25 protein-coding genes are annotated in these 23,229 nt (G+C 41.0%); 5 read left to right on the forward strand and 20 right to left on the reverse strand.

The annotated features are described in order from the left end of the window. Position 1: 1 nt before the first annotated feature. The 6 genes from RM553_RS04050 to RM553_RS04075 form a co-directional block, all read right to left on the reverse strand. Entirely contained in the window at positions 2–1,051 is a 1,050-nt protein-coding gene (locus RM553_RS04050; RefSeq protein WP_311533672.1) for a VWA domain-containing protein, read from the reverse strand. A 24-nt stretch (positions 1,052–1,075) separates the two neighbouring features. Further along, entirely contained in the window at positions 1,076–2,080 is a 1,005-nt protein-coding gene (locus tag RM553_RS04055; RefSeq protein WP_311533673.1) for a vWA domain-containing protein, read from the reverse strand. After that, positions 2,080–3,744 carry an LPXTG cell wall anchor domain-containing protein gene (locus tag RM553_RS04060; RefSeq protein WP_311533674.1) on the reverse strand — a complete coding sequence of 555 codons (1,665 nt, stop codon included), beginning with the start codon at positions 3,742–3,744 and terminating at the stop codon, positions 2,080–2,082. Before RM553_RS04060 ends, RM553_RS04055 begins: the two co-directional genes overlap by 1 nt. A 5-nt stretch (positions 3,745–3,749) precedes the next feature. Further along, on the reverse strand, positions 3,750–4,616 hold the full coding sequence (locus RM553_RS04065) for a DUF58 domain-containing protein (RefSeq protein ID WP_311533675.1): 867 nt from the start codon (positions 4,614–4,616) through the stop codon (positions 3,750–3,752). Between the two features lie 180 nt (positions 4,617–4,796). Then, positions 4,797–5,801, reverse strand: coding sequence for an AAA family ATPase (locus RM553_RS04070; RefSeq protein WP_311533676.1), 1,005 nt, complete (start codon positions 5,799–5,801; stop codon positions 4,797–4,799). Between the two features lie 147 nt (positions 5,802–5,948). Then, complete coding sequence (locus tag RM553_RS04075) at positions 5,949–6,722, reverse strand: DUF4382 domain-containing protein (RefSeq protein WP_311533677.1); 774 nt, start codon at positions 6,720–6,722, stop codon at positions 5,949–5,951. A gap of 192 nt (positions 6,723–6,914) precedes the next feature. On the opposite strand from RM553_RS04075, the gene RM553_RS04080 reads away from it, so the two are divergent. The 4 genes from RM553_RS04080 to RM553_RS04095 all read left to right on the forward strand — a co-directional run bounded on the left by RM553_RS04080 (position 6,915) and on the right by RM553_RS04095 (position 10,882). Further along, the gene (locus tag RM553_RS04080; RefSeq protein WP_311533678.1) at positions 6,915–7,664 is read left to right on the forward strand and encodes an SDR family oxidoreductase; all 750 of its coding nucleotides are present in this window, start codon (positions 6,915–6,917) and stop codon (positions 7,662–7,664) included. 173 nt (positions 7,665–7,837) lie between these two features. After that, positions 7,838–8,974, forward strand: coding sequence for an ATP-binding protein (locus RM553_RS04085; RefSeq protein ID WP_311533679.1), 1,137 nt, complete (start codon positions 7,838–7,840; stop codon positions 8,972–8,974). 1 nt (position 8,975) lies between these two features. Next, entirely contained in the window at positions 8,976–9,704 is a 729-nt protein-coding gene (locus RM553_RS04090; RefSeq protein ID WP_311533680.1) for a metallophosphoesterase family protein, read from the forward strand. A 173-nt stretch (positions 9,705–9,877) separates the two neighbouring features. Further along, entirely contained in the window at positions 9,878–10,882 is a 1,005-nt protein-coding gene (locus tag RM553_RS04095; RefSeq protein WP_311533834.1) for an acyl-ACP desaturase, read from the forward strand. A 105-nt stretch (positions 10,883–10,987) separates the two neighbouring features. Here RM553_RS04095 and RM553_RS04100 read toward each other — a convergent pair whose 3' ends face one another. The 11 genes from RM553_RS04100 to RM553_RS04150 all read right to left on the reverse strand — a co-directional run bounded on the left by RM553_RS04100 (position 10,988) and on the right by RM553_RS04150 (position 19,365). Further along, positions 10,988–11,887, reverse strand: a complete 900-nt coding sequence (locus RM553_RS04100; protein ID WP_311533681.1) for a DUF3078 domain-containing protein — start codon at positions 11,885–11,887, stop codon at positions 10,988–10,990. After that, positions 11,887–12,402 carry a DUF2480 family protein gene (locus RM553_RS04105; RefSeq protein WP_311533682.1) on the reverse strand — a complete coding sequence of 172 codons (516 nt, stop codon included), beginning with the start codon at positions 12,400–12,402 and terminating at the stop codon, positions 11,887–11,889. Before RM553_RS04105 ends, RM553_RS04100 begins: the two co-directional genes overlap by 1 nt. Positions 12,403–12,412: 10 nt before the next feature. After that, positions 12,413–12,736, reverse strand: a complete 324-nt coding sequence (locus tag RM553_RS04110) for an iron-sulfur cluster assembly protein (protein WP_311533683.1) — start codon at positions 12,734–12,736, stop codon at positions 12,413–12,415. A 1-nt stretch (position 12,737) separates the two neighbouring features. After that, positions 12,738–13,166, reverse strand: coding sequence for a SufE family protein (locus tag RM553_RS04115; protein ID WP_311533684.1), 429 nt, complete (start codon positions 13,164–13,166; stop codon positions 12,738–12,740). 57 nt (positions 13,167–13,223) lie between these two features. Further along, positions 13,224–14,459, reverse strand: coding sequence for an aminotransferase class V-fold PLP-dependent enzyme (locus tag RM553_RS04120; protein WP_311533685.1), 1,236 nt, complete (start codon positions 14,457–14,459; stop codon positions 13,224–13,226). 54 nt (positions 14,460–14,513) lie between these two features. Next, a complete protein-coding gene (gene sufD / locus RM553_RS04125) occupies positions 14,514–15,827 on the reverse strand; it encodes a Fe-S cluster assembly protein SufD (RefSeq protein WP_311533686.1) in 1,314 nt (437 codons plus the stop codon). Between the two features lie 100 nt (positions 15,828–15,927). Next, on the reverse strand, positions 15,928–16,677 hold the full coding sequence (sufC, locus tag RM553_RS04130) for a Fe-S cluster assembly ATPase SufC (protein WP_311533687.1): 750 nt from the start codon (positions 16,675–16,677) through the stop codon (positions 15,928–15,930). A 44-nt stretch (positions 16,678–16,721) separates the two neighbouring features. Further along, positions 16,722–17,114: a hypothetical protein gene (locus RM553_RS04135; protein WP_311533688.1), complete on the reverse strand. Its 393-nt coding sequence runs from the start codon at positions 17,112–17,114 to the stop codon at positions 16,722–16,724. Between the two features lie 26 nt (positions 17,115–17,140). Next, complete coding sequence (sufB, locus tag RM553_RS04140; protein WP_311533689.1) at positions 17,141–18,586, reverse strand: Fe-S cluster assembly protein SufB; 1,446 nt, start codon at positions 18,584–18,586, stop codon at positions 17,141–17,143. Positions 18,587–18,616: 30 nt separating this feature from the next. Further along, a complete protein-coding gene (locus tag RM553_RS04145; RefSeq protein ID WP_311533690.1) occupies positions 18,617–18,991 on the reverse strand; it encodes a four helix bundle protein in 375 nt (124 codons plus the stop codon). A gap of 44 nt (positions 18,992–19,035) precedes the next feature. Then, complete coding sequence (locus RM553_RS04150) at positions 19,036–19,365, reverse strand: HesB/IscA family protein (RefSeq protein WP_311533691.1); 330 nt, start codon at positions 19,363–19,365, stop codon at positions 19,036–19,038. Between the two features lie 298 nt (positions 19,366–19,663). On the opposite strand from RM553_RS04150, the gene thiL reads away from it, so the two are divergent. After that, positions 19,664–20,722, forward strand: a complete 1,059-nt coding sequence (thiL, locus tag RM553_RS04155; protein ID WP_311533692.1) for a thiamine-phosphate kinase — start codon at positions 19,664–19,666, stop codon at positions 20,720–20,722. Here the strand turns inward: thiL and RM553_RS04160 are convergent. The 3 genes from RM553_RS04160 to RM553_RS04170 form a co-directional block, all read right to left on the reverse strand. After that, on the reverse strand, positions 20,719–20,976 hold the full coding sequence (locus RM553_RS04160) for a DUF1660 family phage protein (RefSeq protein WP_311533693.1): 258 nt from the start codon (positions 20,974–20,976) through the stop codon (positions 20,719–20,721). The genes thiL and RM553_RS04160 overlap by 4 nt on opposite strands. A 72-nt stretch (positions 20,977–21,048) precedes the next feature. Further along, complete coding sequence (locus RM553_RS04165; RefSeq protein WP_311533694.1) at positions 21,049–21,819, reverse strand: alpha/beta fold hydrolase; 771 nt, start codon at positions 21,817–21,819, stop codon at positions 21,049–21,051. A 71-nt stretch (positions 21,820–21,890) separates the two neighbouring features. Next, positions 21,891–23,183 (reverse strand): aminopeptidase P N-terminal domain-containing protein, encoded by a 1,293-nt coding sequence (locus tag RM553_RS04170; RefSeq protein WP_311533695.1) that lies wholly within the window; start codon positions 23,181–23,183, stop codon positions 21,891–21,893. Between the last annotated feature and the right edge of the window lie 46 nt (positions 23,184–23,229).

Genomic DNA, 23,229 nt, shown 5'->3' on the forward strand with positions numbered 1-23,229 from the left:
CTTATTCCTCCTTTTTCTTTCTTTCGTTAAAAAGGTTCAACTTTTGAATCCATGCGGTACTACGTTCCAGCAAAAATAAATCCAAAAACAACAGGAACAGCCCCAATCCTAAAAACCACTGAAAATGAGACTCAAAATCGGCAAATTGTTTGGCTTCAAACTCTGTTTTTTCAATATTCTGAAGGATGTCCTGCACCTCATCGGTCACTTCAGCAGTCACATTTCCCGGGATATATTCGCCGTTTGCCTCTGAAGCGATTTCCTGAAGGGTTTCCGGATTCAGTTTCGTAATTACCGTTTCCCCGGCATTGTCTTTTTTATAATTCTGAACAATTCCGTTTCTCTTTATAGGAATAGGCCCGCCTTTTTCGGTGCCCACGCCAATTGTAATAATCTTTATTCCTGCTTTGGCAGCTTCTTCCGAAATTCCTTCTATATTTCCTTCATGGTCTTCCCCATCGCTAATAATGAACAACACCCGGTTAGTCTGGTCTTCATCATCATAATAAGTAGTGGCCAGGTCTATGGCATCCCTAATGGCGGTTCCCTGGGAAGAAATCATATCGGTATTAAGCGACTGCAGGAACATTTTAGCCGCGGCATAATCTGTGGTAATTGGCAACTGCGGGAAGGCACTCCCGGCATAGGCAATAATTCCCACGCGGTCACTGCCCAGGTTATTCAGGATTTGTGTTACCAGTTGTTTGGATTTCTCTAACCGGCTGGGAGCAATATCTTCGGCCTCCATACTTTTGGAAACATCTATGGCAAAAACAATATCCACGCCCTCGCGTTTCACTGTTTCCATTTTTGTTCCAATTTTAGGATTTACCAGTGCCACTACCAGGCTGGCGATAGCAAGTAAGATAACAATCAGCTTTAAGACCGGTTTAAAAGTAGAACGGTTTGGAGAGAGATAATTAAGCAGGCCGGAATCGGCAAATTTCTTTTGTGTGCGCCTTTTCCAAAATATCAGGAACAAAAACAGCAGCACTATTATAGGGAGTACCAGCAACAACCAAAAATATGTTTTCTCTTCTAAAACGTACATTCTTAACCTCTAATTTTAAGTGCTTTATACAAAACTTCTAAAGATAGTGTACCTCATTAATATTTCGAACAACAGCAAACCTCCTGCCAACAGCACTAATGGCCTAAACTTTTCATCGTAATTATAATAACGAAATTCCTCTATATCGGTTTTCTCAAGGCTGTCAATTTCAGCATAGATCTCTTCCAGCTTTTCATTATCTGTGGCACGAAAATATTGCCCTCTGGTGGCATCGGCAATTTGCCTTAACAAAGCCTCATCAATCTCTACCTTGCTCATCCCGTACTGAAACCTGCCGTTAGGCAAAACATTTATGGGAGATAAGGCATTGCCATTGCTGCCTACTCCAATAGTATAAACTTTTATACCGAATTCCACCGCGAGTTCGCTGGCGATCTTGGGATCTATAAAGCCAGAATTATTAACCCCATCAGTCAACAGGATTATAACCTTACTTTTGGCCTCACTGTCTTTCAACCTGTTCACAGCAGTGGCCAGTCCGGAACCTATCGCGGTACCGTTTTGCAGCAAATTGTTATATTCTATATCCTGAAGGGCGCTCAGCACAATTTCTTCATCGCTGGTAATTGGGGTTTTTGTAAAGCTTTCTCCCGCGTAAACAACCACTCCAATCCTGTCTGAAGGCCTTCCTTTTACAAACTCCTGGGCCACTTCCTTAAGGGCATCCAGCCGATTGGGTTGTAAATCCCGCGCCAGCATACTCGCTGAAACATCTATAGCCATCACAATATCTATCCCCTGCGTGCTGCTGGTCCTGGAAGAAACATCCACTGTCCTGGGACGGGCCATGGCGGTAATTATTAACGCCAGCGCCAAAAGCCTCAAAACAAACAGTACAGGTTTTAGTTGTGCAAGTAAACTTTTTTTCGCTTTAAAACCTTTAATAGTGGATATGCGCAATTCTGCTGACTGCTTGTCTCGCTTCCAGAAATACCAGGCGATGGCAATGGGAAGCAACAGGAACAGCCAGAAAAACTGCGGATTTTCAAAAGTGAAATTTGCAAACATCAGTTGTTTAGATTTGTTAATTCTACCGAATCTATAATTCGCTGTGCAATTTCTTCAGCATAAACATCGTCTACTTCATAAATAACATTGATTTGCTGATACCCACCGTTTTCAGCAAAATTCAGGATCTCATATTTATTCTGGATAAGTTCGCCGGTTACAGGATTTTCAATTTCCAGAGTTCCGAAGGCCCTGATTCCTTTCGCCCCATTTAAGGTGGTAAATTCCTCCCGCTTCATCACAATATTCTGAGCCCCCTGACCTTCCAGATAGGTATAAATGCCATCTACAGCAGTATCGAGATTGAACTGCACCTGCTTGTTAAACTGCACTGTGCTTACCGAAGTATAGAAATTGCCAATTAGGCTACCGTACAAAAACGTTTCACTGCCCACCAGCATTTGCTCTGCTTCCGGCGGCAATGGTATTTCTCCTCTTTTTAGAACCTGCGGGGTGGTAATGGCCACCGGCGGATTTCCATACTCACTCCTAATCCATTCCCCTTCCAGCAGTTCCTTGGTAGGATGGCCAAGATATGTGTCTTTTACGTAAGTAAATCCTTTAGTGGCTATAAGTGCGCCAACTGCAATTACCAACGCAAAAGCACCAACAATAACACCAATGATAATTCGTTTTCTCCGGCGCTGCTTCAGTTTTGCCTGACGGTACATCTCATCCCGCATTAACTCCTCTTCTGTTGGTTCAGGAATGGAGGTCTTTACATCATCTACAATATGTTTTACATTGGAGCGGTCTTCTTTAGCCGTAATAACATCTGGCCTGGAATTGGCAAATTTGGCCAAATCGGCACGTTGCAGGATTCGTTTTAAATCGTCAACAGTCTTACGATCAATATTAAGATTGCCGCTCTCCCTTTGTAACTCCAAATAAGCGATAAGTTCACTGGTCGTACTTTCCAGGGCACGATCGTACACCTTCCGGTCTAAATATTTACGAACCGAAAAAGTAAGTTGTGAATAATATTCTTTTACTTCCCTTTGTTCCAGCAAATGTGAATGGTCCAGTTTATCCAGCTCCAGCATAGCCTGCTCATAAGGCGGCAGCTCTTTTTCGCGCGCTTCTTTTCTTTTCTTGCGGAATAAAAACAGTAATCCTATTATCACCGCAATTCCCAGCAACACCCACCAGACCCAGTTTGGAATTTCAAAAGTTGAAGGCGCTTCCACAGATGGTTTTATGGGATACATTTTTTGCTTGGTAGTATCCACCACCACATTAGCAACTTGCACCAGCATGGAATCTGTTAAAAATTCTCTGTCGTTTATAATTACCCTTTGCTGCGGAATGGTATAAGAACCGGAATCAAACTGCGTAAGCGAATATTCCTTTAAAAGCCTGAAGCGGTCCTGGCTCCTGGATGTATCGGTTTTCATTGATTCCACCACTTCCAGGGGAGAAAAGGTATTGCCTTCAGGAAAAACCACCAGATCTGTAGAATCGGTTTCCACTTCAATACTGTAACGTATCTGTTCTCCAATTTTAATATTCGTGGAATCTATTCCGGCACTTACCTGGGGCTGTTGTGCGAATGCGAGGGATGTAAGTAGTAAGAAGAAAAAAAAGAAAATGTGGTTCCATCTTCTTTTATTAGTTAAAATATGCAAGGCAGTTTGTCTTTTAAAATATAAACCTTCTTTTTCCATATTGATTATGCTCTTCTCTTAAAATAACCCAGCAGCTTTTTTACGTAGCTTTCGTCCAGCCGGTTATCTATTGTTCCGGCACCGCTTAGTTTAAAACTTTCCTGAAAATAAGCCACTCTGTTTCTGTAGTGTTCCGCATAACTGTTTCTAACCGATTTTGAGCCCGTATTTACAGTGATGCTTTCGCCGGATTCCTCATCCAACATCTGTACCAAACCAAGATTGGGAATTTGTTCTTCGTGCCGGTCATAAATCCTGATCCCGGTAACGTCGTGCCTTCCTGCAGCAATTTTTAGAGTATGCTGATAATCTTCTGCGATAAAATCTGAAAGAATAAAAACGATGGCTTTTTTCTTCATCACATTGGAAAGGTATTTCAATGCGCCCGTAATATCCGTTTTTTTACCTGTCGGCTTAAATTCCAGTAATTCTCTTATAATCCGTAGCACATGGGAGCGGCCTTTTTTAGGCGGAATGTATAACTCGATCTTATCTGTAAAAAGCATAAGACCTATTTTATCATTATTTTTGGTAGCTGAAAAAGCCAAAGTCGCAGCTATCTCGGTAATCACATCTTTTTTAAACTGACTTTGGGTCCCGAACATTTCCGAAGCCGAAACGTCTACGAGCAACATCATGGTAAGCTCCCGCTCCTCTTGAAAAACCTTTACAAATGGTTCGCTGTAACGGGCGGTAACATTCCAGTCTATATTCCTAACATCGTCCCCAAACTGGTACTGCCGCACTTCGCTAAAAGTCATCCCGCGGCCCTTAAAGGTAGAGTGGTATTCCCCGCCAAACACATGATCGCTCAGGCGGCGGGTCTTGATTTCTATTTTTCGTACTTTTTTAAGAAGTTCTTTAGTATCCATAGCCCCACCTAAATCCTCCCCAAAGGGAAGGACTTTTTAACTTTTTTCTCAATGAATTTATAAATTTGGTTGATAGATTTTGACAAAATTTGATTCCAAAATATTCTTTTTGCTCATAGAGACTGAAATCATTGTATTTCACCTAAATAATTAAAATCCCCCTTGGGGGATTTAGGGGGCCTACGGCACTTCAATTTCATTAACGATTTTGCTCACCAAGTCATCAGAAGTAATATTTTCAGCCTCGGCCTCGTAGGTAATGCCAATCCTGTGACGCAGCACATCATGCACTACAGCCCTCACATCTTCCGGAATTACATAGCCACGGCGTTTGATAAAGGCGTAACATTTGGCAGCAGTGGCAAGGTTGATGCTTCCCCTTGGAGAAGCCCCAAAACTAATGAGCGGCTTAATGTCTTCTAATTTATATTTTTCAGGGGTACGGGTGGCAAAGATGATATCGAGGATATATTTTTCAATCTTTTCATCCATATAAACTTCCCGAACAGACTTTTGGGCGCGGGTAATCTGCTCCAGGCTTACCACGGGATTCACCTTTTCAAAAGCCCCTTTTAGATTTGCCCTTACGATAAGCTGCTCTTCGTTCATTTGCGGATATTTTATCACCGTCTTCAGCATAAAACGGTCTACCTGCGCTTCAGGCAAAGGATAAGTTCCTTCCTGCTCTACCGGGTTTTGAGTGGCCATTACCAAAAACGGGCGGTCCAGGATAAAAGTTTCGTCTCCAATAGTCACCTGCTTCTCCTGCATGGCTTCCAGCAAAGCCGATTGTACTTTGGCCGGGGCCCGGTTAATCTCATCAGCAAGGACAAAATTGGCAAAAATAGGCCCTTTCTTTATGCTGAAGTCATTCAGCTTCATATTATAGATAAGTGTTCCCACAACATCTGCCGGCAAAAGATCTGGTGTAAACTGTATCCTGCTGAAACTGCCATGCACTGCCTGGGAAAGTGTGTTGATAGCAAGGGTTTTAGCAAGACCGGGGACACCCTCCAAAAGAATATGCCCCTGCCCCAGAAGGCCAATCAGCAGGCGTTCTACCATATGCTTCTGGCCCACAATTACTTTATTCATTTCTGAAGTAAGCACATCTACAAAGGCGCTTTCCCTCTCTATTTGTTCATTCAGGCTGGCAATATCTACCGAAGAATCGTTTTCTATCATCACTTAAAATTTTTAAACGCGTGAATATACACTTAACGAATTAACGCTGCAAATTGAAAATTAAATTGATTGACCTTGTTAATATTTGGTTAAAATCAAAGAGCGGCCCAGTGAAGCCGCTCTTAAGATCTTCTAAATACTCACAGTCTATTCGAGATAAATAGTTTCCAGATCTACCTCGGTACTGGCTTCAACTGTAACGTTATTTTTTTCGATAGTTGGCAAATTTGATGCCACATCCGGAGTTACCGTAATTTTATATATTCCGGCCGGTACTCCATGTAGGGTGAAGTTACCATCAGCATCTGTATAAGCAGAAATTGTATGGGAGGCATTTTGTGCTTTCACCAGGCTTCTGAAGTTTGAAGGATGGACTTCTCCTTCAATTGTACTGGCTCCTTCTTCCGCAGAAAGTCGTATTACCGGTTTAAGAAGGTAACCGCCATTTCCCTGAGACACTACCGACTCATCCACGTTAAAATCCAGTAAAAAAGAATACTGCTCCCCTGCCTCGAGTTCCTGGTTTACATTCAGCTTTAATCCAGATTGCTGCGCACTTGGAGTTGCCATCGCATAAGATTCACCATCTACAACAATGCTGTTGTCGTTACCAAGAATTAATCTCATTTGCCCAAGATATCCTGCGGGTAATTCAACATCAGCAAGCAACTGCGACACTCCGCCGGTTAGCTCCAGCAAATCATAAACGCCGGTTTCCACACTTCCAATGCTTTCCCAGCCTTCATCTTCTGCTCCGTCCATCTCAGTCTTGATCATCACGTCCTGTACATCAATAAGAACGCCGTCAAAATCTCCGGGTGCATCGGTCATACTCACTGTAACATGAGCCGTGCCTTCACCATTTGTGCTGTCGTCATCTTCACTACAGCTAAACATTGTAAATGCTATTAAGCCTAGCATTATAAAGCTTTTAAATTTGAAATTTGTTAGGGTCATACTTTTAAATTTATTGTTTTGCAGGATAACGGCAGAAGCGACTTTGCATTTTGTCAAAACTGGAAGATTAACGAAATTTAACAAGGATTAACCGTGTATTAGTAAATTGATGCCCAACGCCAGGAAATACTTTACTACATTACCAAAAAAAATACTATGAAAACTGCACTTATCACAGGAGCATCCAGTGGAATAGGAAAGGCAACCGCCAGAATTTTTGCGGAAGAAGGTTTTAACCTTATTCTCTGCGGAAGAAGAAAAGAAAAGCTGGAAGCGCTAAAAGCCGAATTAGAAGAAAAGGTAAATATCCACCTCCTCACCTTTGATGTAAGGAACAAAGAAGAAGTTTTTCAGAATATTGAAAATCTCCCTGAAAATTTTAAAAAAATTGACATCTTGATCAATAATGCCGGGAATGCACATGGACTGGATCCAATCCAGCAAGGAAATATTGAAGACTGGGATGCGATGATCGATATTAATGTAAAGGGCCTGCTTTATGTCTCCAAAGCCGTTATTCCGCAGATGACAGAAAGAGGAAGCGGACATATTATTAATATTGGCTCCACGGCCGGGAAAGAGGTTTACCCTAACGGAAATGTTTATTGTGCCAGCAAACACGCGGTAGATGCTATAAACCAGGGAATGCGCATTGACCTTAACGGCAAAGGAATCAGAGTGGGGGCAATAAACCCGGGGCTGGTAGAAACAGAATTCAGCGAGGTGCGATTCAAAGGAGATAAGGAAAAAGCCAAAAAAGTTTACCAGGGTTTTGAAGCTTTACAACCCGAAGACATTGCAGATATTATAAGGTTTGTGGTCACCAGGCCTTACCATGTAAATATTGCAGATTTAATTGTGATGTGCACCGCCCAGGCGAGTAGTACTATTGTGGATAAAGGCTAAAGAGCTTTAAGCTGTAAGCATTAAGCTAAAGAGCAGATTTCAAATTTTAAAAACCTCTAATATTGAGGGTAAAAATTTTGATTAAGAGATTATAATAATAAAGCAATGACTTCTATTAAATAAACACCTACAAAAAGCTTAAAGCCCAATGCTGTAAGCTTAATGCTAAAAAAATGATCAACAAACGCCTTTTAATTAAAAACCTGCTTGCGCATAATGATGAGAATAGCTTTTATGATAAAAAGCTAAGGCTCAATATTGGCGAAAAAGAAGGCAAGGCGAAGTTTTTGAAGCATGTTTGCGCGCTTTCGAATTCCAATCCGGAGAACAATTCTTATATCGTAATTGGAGTGGAAGATGAAGACAATAATATTGTGGGGATAGACTTTTTTGATGACAGCAAGATTCAAAATTTGGTTAACGCCTATCTCCAAAATCCGCCCGTCATAAGCTATGAGAATATTCCTTTCCCACACCTTCCGGACCACCTGGTGGTGGGATTGGTGACCATTCGGCCAAACCACGGCCGTATTTGTTCTTTGCGAAAAAACATCTGGAAATATTACGGTGGCGCTATTTTTTTGAGGGATGGCAGCATGAGCATGCCCAAGGATTTTGATATAAAGATTGAAGATGTAAATTCCGAAATAGTTGCTTCCATAGAAAACCATGCCCAAAATAATATTGAATTAACTTTGGACGGCGTTTTTGATTTTTTCAGCAACCGCAAAGACTACAATCCCAATTACAAAGTTTTTAAAGAATATTTTGTGGTTTGCTGGGCAGGTAAACAGAAAAAAGGAAAGGGCAATATTTACTATTCCCGCGTGGATATAGAATTAATAAACGAGCAGGTAAAACTTTTTTATTCAGACCTGGATGAAGTGAGTATAGAGGTTAATGAAAATTCCTTTAATATTGTTGAATACGTGCATTTGGGCCTGCACGACAGCTTTAAATATTATCCCCTGGAGGAAGTGCGCATAGAATTTCGCGACAATGCCAGTTACGAAATTCAGAGTAAGCTTTTATTTGAGCCACCCAGGTATGATAAAAAAACGCTTTACCACATCTACAACACCAACAATTCCCTTATCCAGCGGTTAAAACAGAATTTACCTCTCAATAAAAATCAGCAAAAAGATTTAAAAAATCTCCCCTCCACCTACCTGCTTTGTTATTTGAATAATTTTGAAGAAGCCATTGTGAAACTGGAGGAGGCCAAACCTTTTTTAAAAGTATATAATAAAGACGTATACCAGTCCTATAAGGAAAGCATGCGTATATTGAGAAAAGTAAAATATAATTAGAATGAGCAGGACCATTGCAATTGGGGATATTCACGGGGGGCTGAAAGCTTTAATCCAATTATTACAGAGAATAGATATTACTCCGGAAGACCGGCTTATATTTTTAGGAGATTATGTAGACGGCTGGAGTGATTCTGCCAATGTGGTCTCTTACTTAATCCAGTTGGCCAAACAAAATACCTGTATTTTTATTAGGGGCAACCATGACGATTTGGTTCACAGTTGGCTGAAGACGGGCGAAATGAATGAAAAATGGCTGCAACACGGCGGACAGTCCAGCATAGACGCATACAGAAATTTTTCTGCGGAAGAAATACAGCTTCATATTGGGTTCTTTCAGCAGATGCTTAATTACTATATAGATAATGAAAACCGGCTTTTTGTACATGCCGGCTTTTCCAACCAGCATGGCCCGGAAAGTGAATACCACGACACCGGCTATTACTGGGACCGCACTTTATGGGAAACTGTACTTGCCCTGGACCCCAAGATGAAAAAGACCAATAAATTTTACCCAAAAAGGCTTCAGCTATTTGAAGAAATTTTTATTGGCCATACCCCCGTAACGCGGATTGATGAGTCACGGCCTTTTCACAAGGCGGGGGTTTGGAACGTAGACACGGGTGCGGCCTTTAAGGGCCACCTTTCAGCTATAGAAGTCAACAGCAAGGAAATTTGGCAGAGTGACCCTGTTCACCTGCTATATGAGAAAGAAAAAGGCAGAAATTAAGAGGATTTTATTATACACTCTCTTAACACTTTTATATCTTTGAAGTTCAGTAAATTTCAATTCGTTTTGGGGTAAAAAATTGAATATCAGGGAAAACTGCATAGTTGTTGATATTCCTTAAAATTAATATTGCACCCCGTTGGGTTCAAAAATTTAGTATAGAGAAGAAGAAAATGGCTTTAGAGAATGTGAGATTAGAAGTAATGAAAACCGTGGAAAAATCTGTAGACGGTTTCATTGACAAATATTTAATTCCGGTTGAAGATATATGGCAACCAACAGACCTCCTGCCTAATTTCCAAAAGGAAAATTATATGGATGATGTTATCCAGATAAGGGAAGAGGCCAAAGAGCTCGGATATGACTTCTGGGTGGTTCTGGTAGCCGATATGGTTACTGAAGAAGCTTTGCCTACTTACGAATCCTGGTTGATGGACATGGAAGGTGTGGAACAGCACGGCGCTTCAAGAGGAGAGCAAAACAGCTGGGCCAAATGGGTACGACACTGGACAGGAGAGGAAAACAGGCATGGTGACACCCTCAACAAATATCTATATTTATCTGGAAGGGTGAATATGAAAGAAATCGAAAAAACCACTCAGCACCTTATTAATGATGGCTTTGATATTGGAACCGGAAGAGACCCTTACCGCAACTTCGTTTATACCAGTTTCCAGGAACTTGCCACCAATATCTCGCACAAACGCGTAGGGCAGCTTGCCAAGAAAAAGGGCAATAAAATGCTGGCCAAGATGTGCAATATTATTGCCGGGGACGAGATGAGACATTATATGGCGTACCGTGAATTTGTAAAAACCATTTTTGAATATGACCCCAGCGAAATGATGCTGGCATTTCAGGATATGATGAAGAAGAAAATCGTGATGCCTGCACAGTTTATTCGTGAAAGCGGCCAGGGCATTGCTGAAGCTTTTGAGAATTTTTCCAATGCCGCACAGCGCCTTGGTGTTTACACCACCCACGATTATATTGAAATCCTAAAGAAACTAAATAGCTATTGGGAAATTGATAAAATGGATTCCCTTACAGACGAAGCCGAAAAAGCAAGAGATTATTTAATGAAGCTGCCAGATAGAATGTCCCGCATTGCTGAACGTATTGCCGTTCCACAGGACCCACATCAGTTTAGATGGGTGGAAGCAAACGGAATGCTTTAATACTGAAAAATCTTAATTAAGAATTAGAAATAATAAAAAAAACCGCTTCAGCCCGAAGCGGTTTTTCATTATTATTGGGTGTACAAGTTTATGATTACTTCAAATTTAGAACCCGTAATTAATGCCCAGTCCAAACACCTCCCTTATCTGGAAAGCCGCTACGGCGTTATCATCATAGATCGCCTGGAACAACAGGTTTGCAGAGAGGTATTCATTAATTCCCATTTCCAGGTTCATCAGGTAATCAATGTCTATATTGCCGGGTTTATCGAGATAGTTGGAATAAAGATTAAGGGAATTATCCATCACCACATTTTCCAACAATTCAAAATTTGCCAGGGCACTTAGTGAGGCACCCAGTTCAAAGCGGCTGGATTTGCCTGCATCAACTCCAAAATACTGCCCATCAATATAGTTAGGCCCTGAAGTAAAATCATTGTCCACAAAAATAAAACGCGCAGTTGCCGGAGCTATGTTAATAATAAAATCTTCACTTTTCTTATACATAATCCCGGGGCCGGTTTGCAGGTAGGCCGGAGAAAGAAAATGTGTGGTTTCGGTTCTTATAGTTTCCCCGTTTTCAGCATTCTGGCTAAACCTGTAGCCTTTATCTATCTGGGTCCTGAAGTTTATGAAATAAGAGTAAAAGAAATTAGATTCCTCTATTTCCAGGCCTGCAATGGAATTTAATTCCAAACGGTCACTGGTTTTTCTTGGAAAATCATCCGCTTTTACTTTAGTAAGCCCGTAATTGGCAAGGATGCTGTTATTCCAGCTGAAGTTATCTTTTTTGTAGTTAAAGTCGTAATTCAATGTGAGATTGGCTGCAATACTGGAGGTTCCACCGCCAGTCCATTCAGCATTAAAAGCCGACTGGTTAAAAAGTAGCTGCACATTACCTTCGGTTTGCCAGCCATTGGGGATTGTATCCTGTTCTTCGTCTTCCTGCGCCTGTACTATTCCTGTTATTATTATACTAAAAGCTACAAGTAAAATTTTCCTCATTATTGATTTTTTGGTTTTTTATACAGTGGAACTGAAGAGCAGGCTTCACCATACATTAAGCTTCTTACAACAGGTTGTAATTTCTCTATAAGCAATAAATAAGCATTCTTTGGAACAGGTTTATGAGAACAACCCTTTACAATTACCGGCTTATCCTTTAAGGCTGAAACATCAAGATTCTGGATCACTTCAGTATAAAGAATGGTTTCAAGATCTTCCAGGTTTCCGGTCACAGTTTTTTTCGCGTAAGGCTGAAGATAAGTAGCCAGAAGCATGTAAGCCCATGCAGGCACTATCGCATCTGTACTGCAGGTTAGTGCCACTAACTTGTCCTGGTACTGACTCCAGTCATGTTCAGCTGCCTTTTCCCTGAAGGTCCCTTCCCGAAGCACAAAACCTTCCAATAGCCAGTCCTTTATATCAAAAAGAACACGCTCACCATAAGGGTAATAATCTTCCAGGTTAAAAGTGACCAGTTTGCTGTTTGCTACCCTGTTTACTATTTCTGTAGACATAGAACGCTATTTATAATAATCCGAGTTCCAGTTTGGCGCCTTCGCTCATAAGATCCTGGCTCCAAGGTGGGTCAAAAGTAATCTCTACCTCAGCATCTTTAACCATGTCCAAAGATTTTACCTTCTCCTCCACTTCCTGCGGAAGGGTTTCTGCCACCGGGCAGTTAGGTGTGGTAAGGGTCATCAGGATTTTCACCTCATAATCTGTACTTACCATCACATCATAAATTAAACCCAGCTCGTATATATCTACGGGAATTTCAGGATCGTAAATGGTCTTTAAAACCTTCACGATTTTTTCTCCCAGTTCCTGTGTGTCTATTTCCTGTTCCATTTTAATTGAGTTGTGTTTGGTATGCCACGGCATACATTTTAAGTTGTTTGATCATGCTCACCAATCCGTTCGCCCTTGTAGGAGAAAGATGTTCTTTTAAACCAATTTCATCTATAAATTTGGTGTCGGCTTCAATAATATCGGCAGGATGCTGATTGGAAAATGCCCTTATTAGAATTGCCACAATACCCTTGGTAATAATAGCATCACTATCGGCCGTGAAAACAAGTTTATCCCCTTCCAGCTCGGCATGTACCCAAACTTTGCTCTGGCAGCCTTTAATAAGGTTTTCTTCAATTTTATATTTTTCATCTATGAGCGGCAGGGATTTGCCAAGTTCGATCATATATTCATAACGCTGCATCCAATCATCAAACATTGAAAACTCCTCAACGATCTCTCCCTGTATTTCCTTTATATCTTTACTCACTGTTTTCTGTTTTTTCTTCTGATAAATTTAGCGATTCTTCTTTTATGCTGAAATGCACTATGAAAGCATCATTTTTGCCTTTTTAACAGCCTCTGTAAAACGGTCAATTTCAGCTTTGGTGTTATAAAACGAAAAAGACGCCCTTACCGTTCCCGGGATTTTATAAAAATCCATAATTGGCTGCGCGCAGTGGTGGCCGGTCCTAACGGCAATACCAAGTTTATCCACAATAGTGCCAATATCGTAAGGGTGCAAACCTTCAATATTAAAAGAAATCACCGAAGTTTTCTCCTTTGCAATTCCGTAGATTTTCATCCCATCAATCTTCAGCAATTCTTCCGTAGCATATTTCAGTAATTCCTGCTCGTAAGCCGCTATCTTATCAAAACCTATGGCATTCATGTAATCCAGCGCTGCCCCAAAAGCAATTCCGCCACAAATATTGGGCGTTCCGGCTTCAAATTTATGCGGCAGGTCGGCATAGGTGGTTTTTTCAAAAGTAACTGTCGCGATCATCTCGCCGCCGCCCTGGTATGGAGGAAGCTTTTTAAGCCATTCTTCTTTTCCGTAGAGCATGCCCACTCCCGTAGGTCCGCACATTTTATGAGCTGAAGCCACGTAAAAATCCACATCCAGCTCCTGGACATCGGCTTTTATGTGTGGCGCTGCCTGTGCCCCGTCAATTAAAACCGCCGCATCCTTCTCGTGCGCCTTATCGATAATTTTTTTGATAGGATTCACCGTTCCCAAAGCGTTGGAAACATGGTTTAAAAAGACGATTTTCGTCTTTTCTGAAAGCAGGTTTTCAAATTCTGAATACACGATTTCCCCATCTTCATTCATAGGGATCACCTTCAGTTTTGCCCCACTTTTTTCGCATGTCATCTGCCACGGAACGATGTTGGAATGGTGTTCCAGGGCAGAAACAAGTATTTCATCTCCTTTCTTCAGCAAAGAACCAAAACCACTCGCCACCAGGTTAATGCCATGGGTGGTGCCTGAAGTAAGGATAATTTCATAAGGCTTTTCAGCATTAAAATGCTTCTGAATGGTTTTCCTGGCAGCTTCATATTTATCTGTAGCCTCCTGTGAAAGCGTATGCACCCCGCGGTGAATGTTGGCATTATAATTAGAATAATAATCTGCGATTACATCAATAACCTGTTGCGGCGTTTGGGAAGTGGCCGCGTTATCGAAATAAACCAGCGGATAGCCATTTACCTCACGCTGAAGTATGGGAAAATCCTTTCTGATTTTTTCTACGTCAAAAGCTATTTCAGCAGCAATGCTCATTCTAATATTTTTAGTTAAAGGAAAGAAATTTCAGTTGCTACTTTACGGCAGCAATTACAGGTTAAAACCTAATTCCACTCCCAGTTTTAAAGCGATAAGCTTATTGATTCTTTTCTTGATTTCCGGGATCTTTACACTCTCCAGCACGTTATTCGCAAAAGCATACATCAGCAGGCCACGGGCCTCTTTTCTAGGAATTCCGCGGGACTGAAGATAAAATAAAGCCTCCTCATCCAGCTGCCCTATGGTACAACCATGGCTGCATTTTACATCATCGGCAAAAATCTCCAGCTGTGGCTTCGAGTTAATGGTAGCCTTATCATCTACCAAAATATTGTTGTTAGACTGGTAGGCATTGGTTTTTTGCGCTTCCTTCTCTACCACCACTTTACCATTAAAAACACCTACAGACCTATCTGAAAAAATGCCCTTATAATCCTGGTGACTTTCACAGTTTGGCTCTACATGATGCACCAGCGTATTGTGGTCTACATGCTGTTTTCCTTCAATTATCGTCACTCCTTTAAGAGTAGAATCTATACGCTCCCCTTTTTGATAAAAATTAAGATTGTTGCGGGTAAGCTGGCCTCCAAAGGAAAAAGTGTGTACCGAAACGTTGCTTTCAGACTTCTGCTCGATAAAGGTATTATCTATAAGCGAAGCGGTGGATTTATCATTCTGAATCTTATAATAATCTACAATTGCCCGCTTATCAGCATATACTTCAGTTACTGAATTCGTTAGCACAGGATGGTCGGTAAGGCTTTGATGGCGCTCTATAATCTGGACATGGGAATTCTCGTCTACCACAATTAAATTTCGCGGCTGCACAAGCAAAGCCGATTCGTTCCCGGTAGAAAAATTGATGATCTGTATAGGCTTATCAGCCAGTTTATTTTTGTGAATATGAATAAATGCGCCTTCTTTAGCAAAGGCGGTATTCAAAGAATTTAAACCTGATTTAGGAGCTAGTTTATTAAAATAATTATCGATCACGGGTTTGTACTGCGGCTTGTTTAAAGCCGAAGACATCAGGCAAACATCAATTTTATCATGCGTGGTTTGGGAAAGATGCGAAGAGTAGATCCCATCTATAAAAACCAGGTCGTAGGTATCTATATCGTGAATAAGATATTTTTTGATCTCACGATACTCTATAGCTTCCTCTTTCTTCGGAAAAACACTATAATCATGCTTTAAGATGGAATTGAGGGAAGTATATTTCCAGGCTTCTTCCTTTCTGCTTGGAAAACCCAAATCCTCAAAATCTTTAATCGCCTGACTTCTTATTTGATGTACCTCATTATCGGCCCCAAAATCTTCTTCAAAAGCCAAAAATGACGATACCAGTTTATCTTTTAATTCCATGTTTAATGTTTCAAGTTTAAGGTTTAAGGTTTAAAGCCATGCTTTCAAACCTCAAACTTTCAATTTGCAAATTGAAAAAAATCTTCAAATTTTCAATTGATTATACGGCCTCCTGCTTCACCCAGTCGTAACCTCTTTCTTCCAGCTCATATGCCAGCTCCTTGCCACCGGTTTTAACGATTTTCCCATCTACCAATACGTGTACAACATCTGGCACGATATAATTCAACAATCGCTGATAGTGGGTAATTACAAGTACCGCATTATTTTCGTTACGAAGTTTGTTAACCCCGTCTGCCACAATCTTTAAGGCATCAATATCCAAACCAGAATCTGTTTCATCCAGAATAGAAAGTTTAGGATCAAGCATGGCCATCTGGAAGATCTCGTTACGCTTTTTCTCCCCTCCTGAAAAACCTTCATTTAAGGAGCGGGATAAGAATTTACGGTCTATTTCCAGCATTTCCGATTTCTCGCGGATAAGCTTCAGCATTTCGTTGGCCGGCATATCTTCCAGCCCATTAGCCTTTCTATGCGCATTAATGGAAGTTTTCATGAAATTGGTAACCGATACCCCCGGAATTTCCACGGGATATTGAAAGGAAAGGAAGATTCCTTTATGTGCCCTTTCTTCCGGATCCAGTTCAGAAAGATCTGTACCTTCAAAAGTAATCTCCCCTTGGGTCATTTCAAATTCTTCTTTCCCTGCAATCACAGAAGAAAGCGTACTTTTCCCTGAACCGTTAGGCCCCATAATCGCATGAACTTCCCCTGGATTTATTTCAAGGTTAATCCCTTTTAAAATTTCCTTATCGTCAATACTCGCGTGTAAATTCTTTATTCTAAGCATATTTATATGGTATGCATCCCGCTCATTATCGGGATTGATTTAAACTACTCTTCTATTTCCTGATTTTCAGGAGTTTTTTTATCCTCCAGAATATCTAATATTTCTCTAATTTCCACAACTTCCTTCCAGCCTTCCTGGCGGCGGTTTGGTTCAATCTTAGCCTTCACCTTCACCTTAACCATATCAAATTCTTCAGTTTTGAATGGCTTAACTTCTTCAGTAAGAACCTGTGCCATAGAGTCTATTTTTACTCCGTAAACAAAATCTTTTCCTCTCAATACCCCGGCATCAGCCACAAAAATAAAATCTCCTACAAGAGTGGGGATACTGTCTACTGTTTCTTCAGCTTCAGGTTCAGCAACAAGATCGCGGCGATCCTCATCCTCACATCCAACTAATACTAATAAAAGCATTAGAAGACTCAACAACTTTTTCATTTTTCCTACTTCTACAATTCCCACTTCTATCCTACCGAACCTTCAAGGGAAATTTCCAATAACTTCTGGGCTTCCACCGCAAATTCCATCGGCAATTTATTCAACACCTCTTTACTAAAACCATTCACGATCAAGGCAATGGCCTTTTCAGTATCAATTCCGCGCTGATTACAGTAAAATATCTGGTCTTCGCCAATTTTGCTGGTTGTGGCCTCATGCTCTACCTGGGCAGTTTTGTTTTTTACTTCGATATAAGGAAAAGTATGCGCACCACATTTGTTGCCCATCAACAGGGAATCACATTGTGAAAAATTCCTTGCATTCTCTGCCCGGTTATTAATCTGAACAAGGCCGCGGTAGGAATTCTGCGATTTTCCCGCGGAAATACCTTTTGAAATAATGGTACTCTTCGTATTCTTCCCTAAATGCACCATTTTGGTACCTGTATCTGCCTGCTGAAAGTTGTTGGTAACCGCGATAGAGTAAAACTCCCCTACAGAATTGTCACCTTTCAACACACATGAAGGATATTTCCAGGTTACCGCAGAACCGGTTTCCACCTGTGTCCAGCTGATTTTGGCATTTTTCTCACATAAGCCCCGCTTGGTCACAAAGTTATAAACCCCGCCTTTCCCCTCTTTATTCCCGGGGTACCAGTTTTGTACGGTGCTATATTTAATTTCTGCATCGTCCAGCGCCACAAGCTCAACTACAGCGGCATGCAACTGGTTTTCATCGCGGGTTGGCGCGGTACATCCTTCCAGATAACTCACATAACTTCCGGGCTCTGCCACCACAAGGGTACGTTCAAACTGGCCTGTACCAGCCTGGTTAATCCTGAAATAGGTAGAAAGCTCCATTGGACACCTTACCCCTTTCGGGATATAACAGAAAGAACCATCACTAAAAACTGCTGAATTAAGAGCAGCATAGAAATTGTCCTTTTTCGGCACCACGCTTCCTATATATTTTTTCACCAGCTCGGGGTGCTCTTTAATAGCTTCTGAAATTGAGCAGAAAATAATGCCTTTTTCAGCAAGCGTCTTTTTAAAAGTGGTAGTTACCGAAACAGAGTCCATCACCACGTCTACGGCCACTCCGGCAAGTTTCTTTTGCTCATCTATAGAAATACCAAGCTTTTTGAAAGTATCCAGCAATTCGGGATCTACCTCATCAAGGCTGTCGTACTTCGGCTTTTTATTTGGAGCTGAATAATAGGAAATGTTCTGAAAATTCGGCTTTTCATAATGAACATTTGCCCATTCCGGCTCTTCCATCTGTTCCCAGGCACGATAGGCTTCCAGCCTCCACTCCGTCATCCATTCTGGCTCTTCTTTCTTTTTCGAAATTGCCCGCACTATCTCCTCGTTCAACCCAACAGGAAAAGTATCGTATTCTATATCTGTATAGAACCCATACTCATACTCTTTGGTCTCGAGCTCTTTTTTTAAATCGTCTTCAGTATATGCCATAATGTTGTTTTAATGTTGAAAAGTCCAAGGTTAAAAAGTTAAAGTTGATGTAAGATATTTTATCAGACCACTAATCAACTTTGAAATTTCACATACCTTAATATTCAATCTCTCAAATTCGCCACCCTTCAAATATTCCAAATCTGAAGCTAAATACAACTGAGAACGAAACTCTCCAGCTGAAGCTTTAGCTTTGTACAGGAAGCGTATAAATTCTTTTGCCGTTTCCCTCTCAAAACCTTCCGCTATATTTGAGGAAATTGAAATGCTAGACCTTCTTATCTGTCCTCTTAAATCAAAATCCTGCCCAAAAAGACCACTACTTGTAATCTTGTAAATTTCTGAATTTAATTCCCGCGCCTTTTGCCAGGCAATAATTTCTTCAAAGGAATTAAATTTCGCCATCTACTTTTGAAACTTTTCACTTTTAAACTTTTAACTTAACTTTTTTAGAGTGAAAAACTCTCCCCACACCCGCAGGTTCTTTGGGCGTTGGGATTGTTAAAAACAAAACCTTTGCCGTTTAATCCGCCGGAATATTCCAAAATGGTACCCGCCAGATATAACACACTGCGTTTATCTACAATTATTTTTACATTATTATCTTCAAAAACTTTATCATCTTCTGCCTTGGATTTGTCAAATTTCAACTCGTAAGACAAACCAGAACAGCCACCGCTTTTAACACCTACACGCACGAAGTCCTGAACATTGTCAAAACCCTCCTCCGTCATCAATGCGGCTATCTTTTTTTTCGCGTCCTCGCTTACTTTTATCATAGCTTAAAAAGATTAATTCTTTCGGGCACAAATATACTACAAAACAAGCGTTTTACCATAGTGTGCACATTTGTTTTAAGAATAGGTTAATAGGTAAGGTCGATTAATTTCAATTATCACAAATCAAATTTAAATATTTGATAAACAATATTTTGCGCCTCAAGCCAAACTTCCTGTGAAAACCGATAACTTCCTGGACCAAAATCTAAAAAAATCCAATATTCCTTACAGAAACAGCTTGCAGGAGTCGGCATTTGAATTAATATTCATTTATTTTGCATTAACTAAAGCGCAAGTTATGTTTGATAATAGTCAGGAAACAAGGACAAACCTTTCAGAATTAGGAGAGTTTGGACTTATAGATCATCTTACCAGGAATTTTGCCCCAAAGCTCGAATCCACAAAAAAAGCCATTGGAGACGATGCCGCCGTACTGGATTTTAAAGAAATGCATTGTATTGTTACCACAGATCTTTTGGTGGAAGGAGTGCATTTTGACCTCGCCTATATGCCCCTGAAACACCTTGGCTACAAGGCCGTGATGGTAAATGCATCAGACGTTTATGCGATGAATGGAAAAGCAACGCAGATCACAGTCTCTATTGCTGTTTCCAACCGGTTTCCCGTAGAAGCCCTTGAAGAACTTTATGCAGGGATACAGCTTGCGGCTGAAATTTACAATATCGATGTGGTAGGCGGAGACACCACTTCTTCTACTTCAGGATTAATCATCAGCATTACCGCGCTTGGACATGCCAAACCAGATGAAATTACTTATAGAGATGGCGCAAAACCTAATGATTTACTGGTAGTTTCGGGAGATTTAGGTGCAGCTTATATGGGCCTTCAGGTCCTGGAAAGGGAAAAACAGGTATTTAAGGCCAACCCAAATGCCCAGCCAGACCTGGATCAATACACTTATTTAATTGAAAGGCAGCTAAAGCCCGAAGCCAGGAAGGACATGCCGCCTTTACTGAAGGAGCTGGGAGTGAAACCCACTTCCATGATCGATATTAGCGACGGACTTTCTTCTGAAGTGATCCATCTTTGTAAAAATTCCAAAACCGGAGTGAATTTATATGAAGATAAAATTCCGCTGGATCCGGCAGTAATTTCGGTTTGTGAGGAATTTAATATAGACAGCACCACTATGGCTTTAAGTGGCGGGGAAGATTACGAGCTGCTGTTCACCATTTCCCAGGCCGATTTCGATAAGATTAAAGGCAATCCAAATATGACCGTGATCGGGCATATGACCGAAGAAAATGAAGGAATGCATTTAATTACCAGGGCAAACACAAAAATTCCACTAATTGCCAGGGGATGGAATTCTATGGAAAAAGAAGAGGAAGATTAAGAAGCTTCTGCGAAAATACGACGGCGGTTCCTTCTTCTTTTATGGATTTTTGCCAGATAATCGTTGGTTTCCTTAAATTTTGGAGTGAGCCGCGCCAGAAAACCATTGGCCGTATCTGTCATTTCCATTCCGCATTTGGCACATTTATATTCATGAATGTGTTCGGTTACATTTTTTGACACTCTCAATTTATGGCCAAAGAGCCTGCACAAAACCTTCGAGAACGAAAACAACTTCGGATCTTTTTTCTTCATAAAGGATTGATTTTCTTGTTTCTGAAATTTAAAATTATAAAAAAAAGTTAATAATCAGACAAAAAGCTTAAATTATTCGATAAAGTGTAAAAATTTCAGTAACGCCATTTCTTCTTCAATATACGAAAGATGGCCACCCGAAAACTGGATAAGTTCAGCACCTGTAGTGTTTGCAAGTGTTTTCAGGCGCTCAATATCCATTAACGGATCGTCATTCCCTGCAATTATATATTTTGGCAATTTCATTCCCGCAAATGACTGCACATTATTTGTACGAATTTTCATTCCTCTTGTGGCCGCAGTAATCTCCTGTACACTCATTTTTGAAGCCTCCGCGATGAGGCGTTCCACCTGTGGGCGGAATTTTTTATAATTCTCCGGCATCATAAGGTTAGAAATGGCCATTTTTACAAATGCCTCCTTATTCTTCTTTATCAGTTTCACAGAACGTTCCCGGTTTATTCTTCGCTCTTCACTGTCGTCTTCCGGCGATGAATTTACCAGCGTTAAACTTTTTAACAGGGTAGGAAAAATTTTATACAATTCCAAACTCACATATCCCCCCATCGAATGGCCAGCCACAGCAGCTTTCTGAATTTCCAGGTGCCGCAGCACCTCCTTTACGGCTTTAGCCATATCTTCCATGCTATGGATCTCGTTAAAACTGCCCGATTCGCCATGGCCGGGAAGGTCTATGCACACTACCTGCCTCTGCTCGGCCAGTGTAGGGACAAAAGGCTCCCATATTTTGGAAGATTCCATAAATCCGTGCAAAAGAAGAAGCGGGTTTCCACTCCCCTGGGAAGTGAAATGAATTTCGGCATCTCTGTATTTTACTATCATTGCAATTTAAATTAAAAGCCACGAATTCACAGAGTGCATTCGTGGCAGTTCCATACTGATGAATAGCGATTTTAGGCGTTCATTAATTCTTCAATTTCGTCTGCCTCAATAGGAATATTCCTCATCAGGTTAAAAGGTTCGCCAGATTCCTGTATTACCACATCGTCCTCAAGCCTTATCCCAAAGCCTTCATCAGGAATATAAATTCCAGGCTCAACGGTATATACCTGGTTCGCCATCATAGGTTCTGTTAAAATTCCGTAATCGTGGGTGTCCAGTCCAATATTATGGGAAGTGCCATGCATAAAGTATTTTTTATATGCCGGCCAGTCTTTATCTTCATTCTGCACATCTGCCTTGTCCAGCAGCCCGAGCGTGAGCAATTCTGAAGTCATTAGTTTCCCCACTTCCTTGTGATATTCGGCCCACATGGTGCCGGGAACGAGCATTTTAATAGCCTCCTTCTTCACCTTGTTTACGGCATTATAAACTTCCTTTTGCCTCTTGGTATATTTTCCTGAAACGGGGATCGTTCGGGACAAATCACTGGCGTAATTAGCATATTCTGCCCCGGTATCCAGCAAAATAAGTTCTCCTTCCTTACACTGCTGGTTATTTTCAATATAGTGCAGCACATTGGCATTTTTACCACTGGCGATAATTGGCGTATACGCGAATCCGCGGGAACGGTTCCTTATCATCTCGTGGTAATATTCCGCTTCAATTTCGTATTCCCAAACGCCCGGTTTTACAAAACCTAAAGTTCTGCGGAAAGCTTTTTCGGTAATATCACAGGCTTTTTGCATTAGCTCCAGTTCGATAGGGTCTTTTATCGAGCGTAACCGCTGAAGGATCGGATTGCTTTTTGCCACCTGGTGCGCAGGATATTTTTCCTTGCACCATTTAATAAAGCGCATGTCCCTGGTTTCGGTTTTATGGGCAGAACGGTAGTGTTCGTTGGTATTAAAATAAACCGTGTCGCACTGCGTCATTACTTCAAAGAAAACCTTTTCAAAATCCTTCATCCAGTAAACTGTTTTTACCCCGCTCACTTCAAAAGCTTTTTCCTTGGTAAGTTTCTCCCCTTCCCAAACGGCGATATGCTCATTGGTTTCGGTTAAAAACAGGATCTCCCGGTGCTCTTCCTTTGGGGCATCCGGAAAAAGCACTAGGATGCTTTCTTCCTGGTCTACACCGCTTAAATAAAAAAGGTCGCGGTTTTGCTCAAAAGGCAGGGTGCTGTCTGCCCCAATGGGATAAATATCGTTGGAATTAAAAACCGCAAGGCTGGAAGGCTTCATTTTAGCCATGAAGTTTTTACGGTTTTTTATAAAGAGTATCGAATCGATTTGATCGTATTTCATGGTTTGTTTTTTCAATTTCCTCAAAATTAAAAGTTTTACAGGCAAA

It is taken from the genome of Autumnicola tepida (assembly GCF_031846485.1).
GTDB classification, from domain to species: domain Bacteria; phylum Bacteroidota; class Bacteroidia; order Flavobacteriales; family Flavobacteriaceae; genus Autumnicola; species Autumnicola tepida.

Excerpts from the sequence above, each read along its gene's own strand:
- RM553_RS04090 (WP_311533680.1), top strand. The coding sequence starts at position 8,976 with ATGAGCAGGACCATTGCAATTGGGGATATTCACGGGGGGCTGAAAGCT.
- RM553_RS04160 (WP_311533693.1), bottom strand. The coding sequence starts at position 20,976 with ATGAAGAAAAAAGATCCGAAGTTGTTTTCGTTCTCGAAGGTTTTGTGC.
- RM553_RS04105 (WP_311533682.1), bottom strand. The coding sequence starts at position 12,402 with ATGTCTACAGAAATAGTAAACAGGGTAGCAAACAGCAAACTGGTCACT.
- sufC (WP_311533687.1), bottom strand. The coding sequence starts at position 16,677 with ATGCTTAGAATAAAGAATTTACACGCGAGTATTGACGATAAGGAAATT.
- RM553_RS04075 (WP_311533677.1), bottom strand. The coding sequence starts at position 6,722 with ATGCTAGGCTTAATAGCATTTACAATGTTTAGCTGTAGTGAAGATGAC.
- RM553_RS04050 (WP_311533672.1), bottom strand. The coding sequence starts at position 1,051 with ATGTACGTTTTAGAAGAGAAAACATATTTTTGGTTGTTGCTGGTACTC.
- RM553_RS04065 (WP_311533675.1), bottom strand. The coding sequence starts at position 4,616 with ATGGATACTAAAGAACTTCTTAAAAAAGTACGAAAAATAGAAATCAAG.
- RM553_RS04145 (WP_311533690.1), bottom strand. The coding sequence starts at position 18,991 with ATGGCGAAATTTAATTCCTTTGAAGAAATTATTGCCTGGCAAAAGGCG.
- RM553_RS04060 (WP_311533674.1), bottom strand. The coding sequence starts at position 3,744 with ATGGAAAAAGAAGGTTTATATTTTAAAAGACAAACTGCCTTGCATATT.
- RM553_RS04085 (WP_311533679.1), top strand. The coding sequence starts at position 7,838 with ATGATCAACAAACGCCTTTTAATTAAAAACCTGCTTGCGCATAATGAT.
- RM553_RS04095 (WP_311533834.1), top strand. The coding sequence starts at position 9,878 with ATGGCTTTAGAGAATGTGAGATTAGAAGTAATGAAAACCGTGGAAAAA.
- RM553_RS04055 (WP_311533673.1), bottom strand. The coding sequence starts at position 2,080 with ATGTTTGCAAATTTCACTTTTGAAAATCCGCAGTTTTTCTGGCTGTTC.
- RM553_RS04150 (WP_311533691.1), bottom strand. The coding sequence starts at position 19,365 with ATGATAAAAGTAAGCGAGGACGCGAAAAAAAAGATAGCCGCATTGATG.
- RM553_RS04170 (WP_311533695.1), bottom strand. The coding sequence starts at position 23,183 with ATGAAATACGATCAAATCGATTCGATACTCTTTATAAAAAACCGTAAA.
- sufB (WP_311533689.1), bottom strand. The coding sequence starts at position 18,586 with ATGGCATATACTGAAGACGATTTAAAAAAAGAGCTCGAGACCAAAGAG.
- RM553_RS04135 (WP_311533688.1), bottom strand. The coding sequence starts at position 17,114 with ATGAAAAAGTTGTTGAGTCTTCTAATGCTTTTATTAGTATTAGTTGGA.
- RM553_RS04080 (WP_311533678.1), top strand. The coding sequence starts at position 6,915 with ATGAAAACTGCACTTATCACAGGAGCATCCAGTGGAATAGGAAAGGCA.
- RM553_RS04110 (WP_311533683.1), bottom strand. The coding sequence starts at position 12,736 with ATGGAACAGGAAATAGACACACAGGAACTGGGAGAAAAAATCGTGAAG.
- sufD (WP_311533686.1), bottom strand. The coding sequence starts at position 15,827 with ATGGAATTAAAAGATAAACTGGTATCGTCATTTTTGGCTTTTGAAGAA.
- RM553_RS04100 (WP_311533681.1), bottom strand. The coding sequence starts at position 11,887 with ATGAGGAAAATTTTACTTGTAGCTTTTAGTATAATAATAACAGGAATA.
- RM553_RS04120 (WP_311533685.1), bottom strand. The coding sequence starts at position 14,459 with ATGAGCATTGCTGCTGAAATAGCTTTTGACGTAGAAAAAATCAGAAAG.
- RM553_RS04165 (WP_311533694.1), bottom strand. The coding sequence starts at position 21,819 with ATGATAGTAAAATACAGAGATGCCGAAATTCATTTCACTTCCCAGGGG.
- RM553_RS04070 (WP_311533676.1), bottom strand. The coding sequence starts at position 5,801 with ATGATAGAAAACGATTCTTCGGTAGATATTGCCAGCCTGAATGAACAA.
- thiL (WP_311533692.1), top strand. The coding sequence starts at position 19,664 with ATGTTTGATAATAGTCAGGAAACAAGGACAAACCTTTCAGAATTAGGA.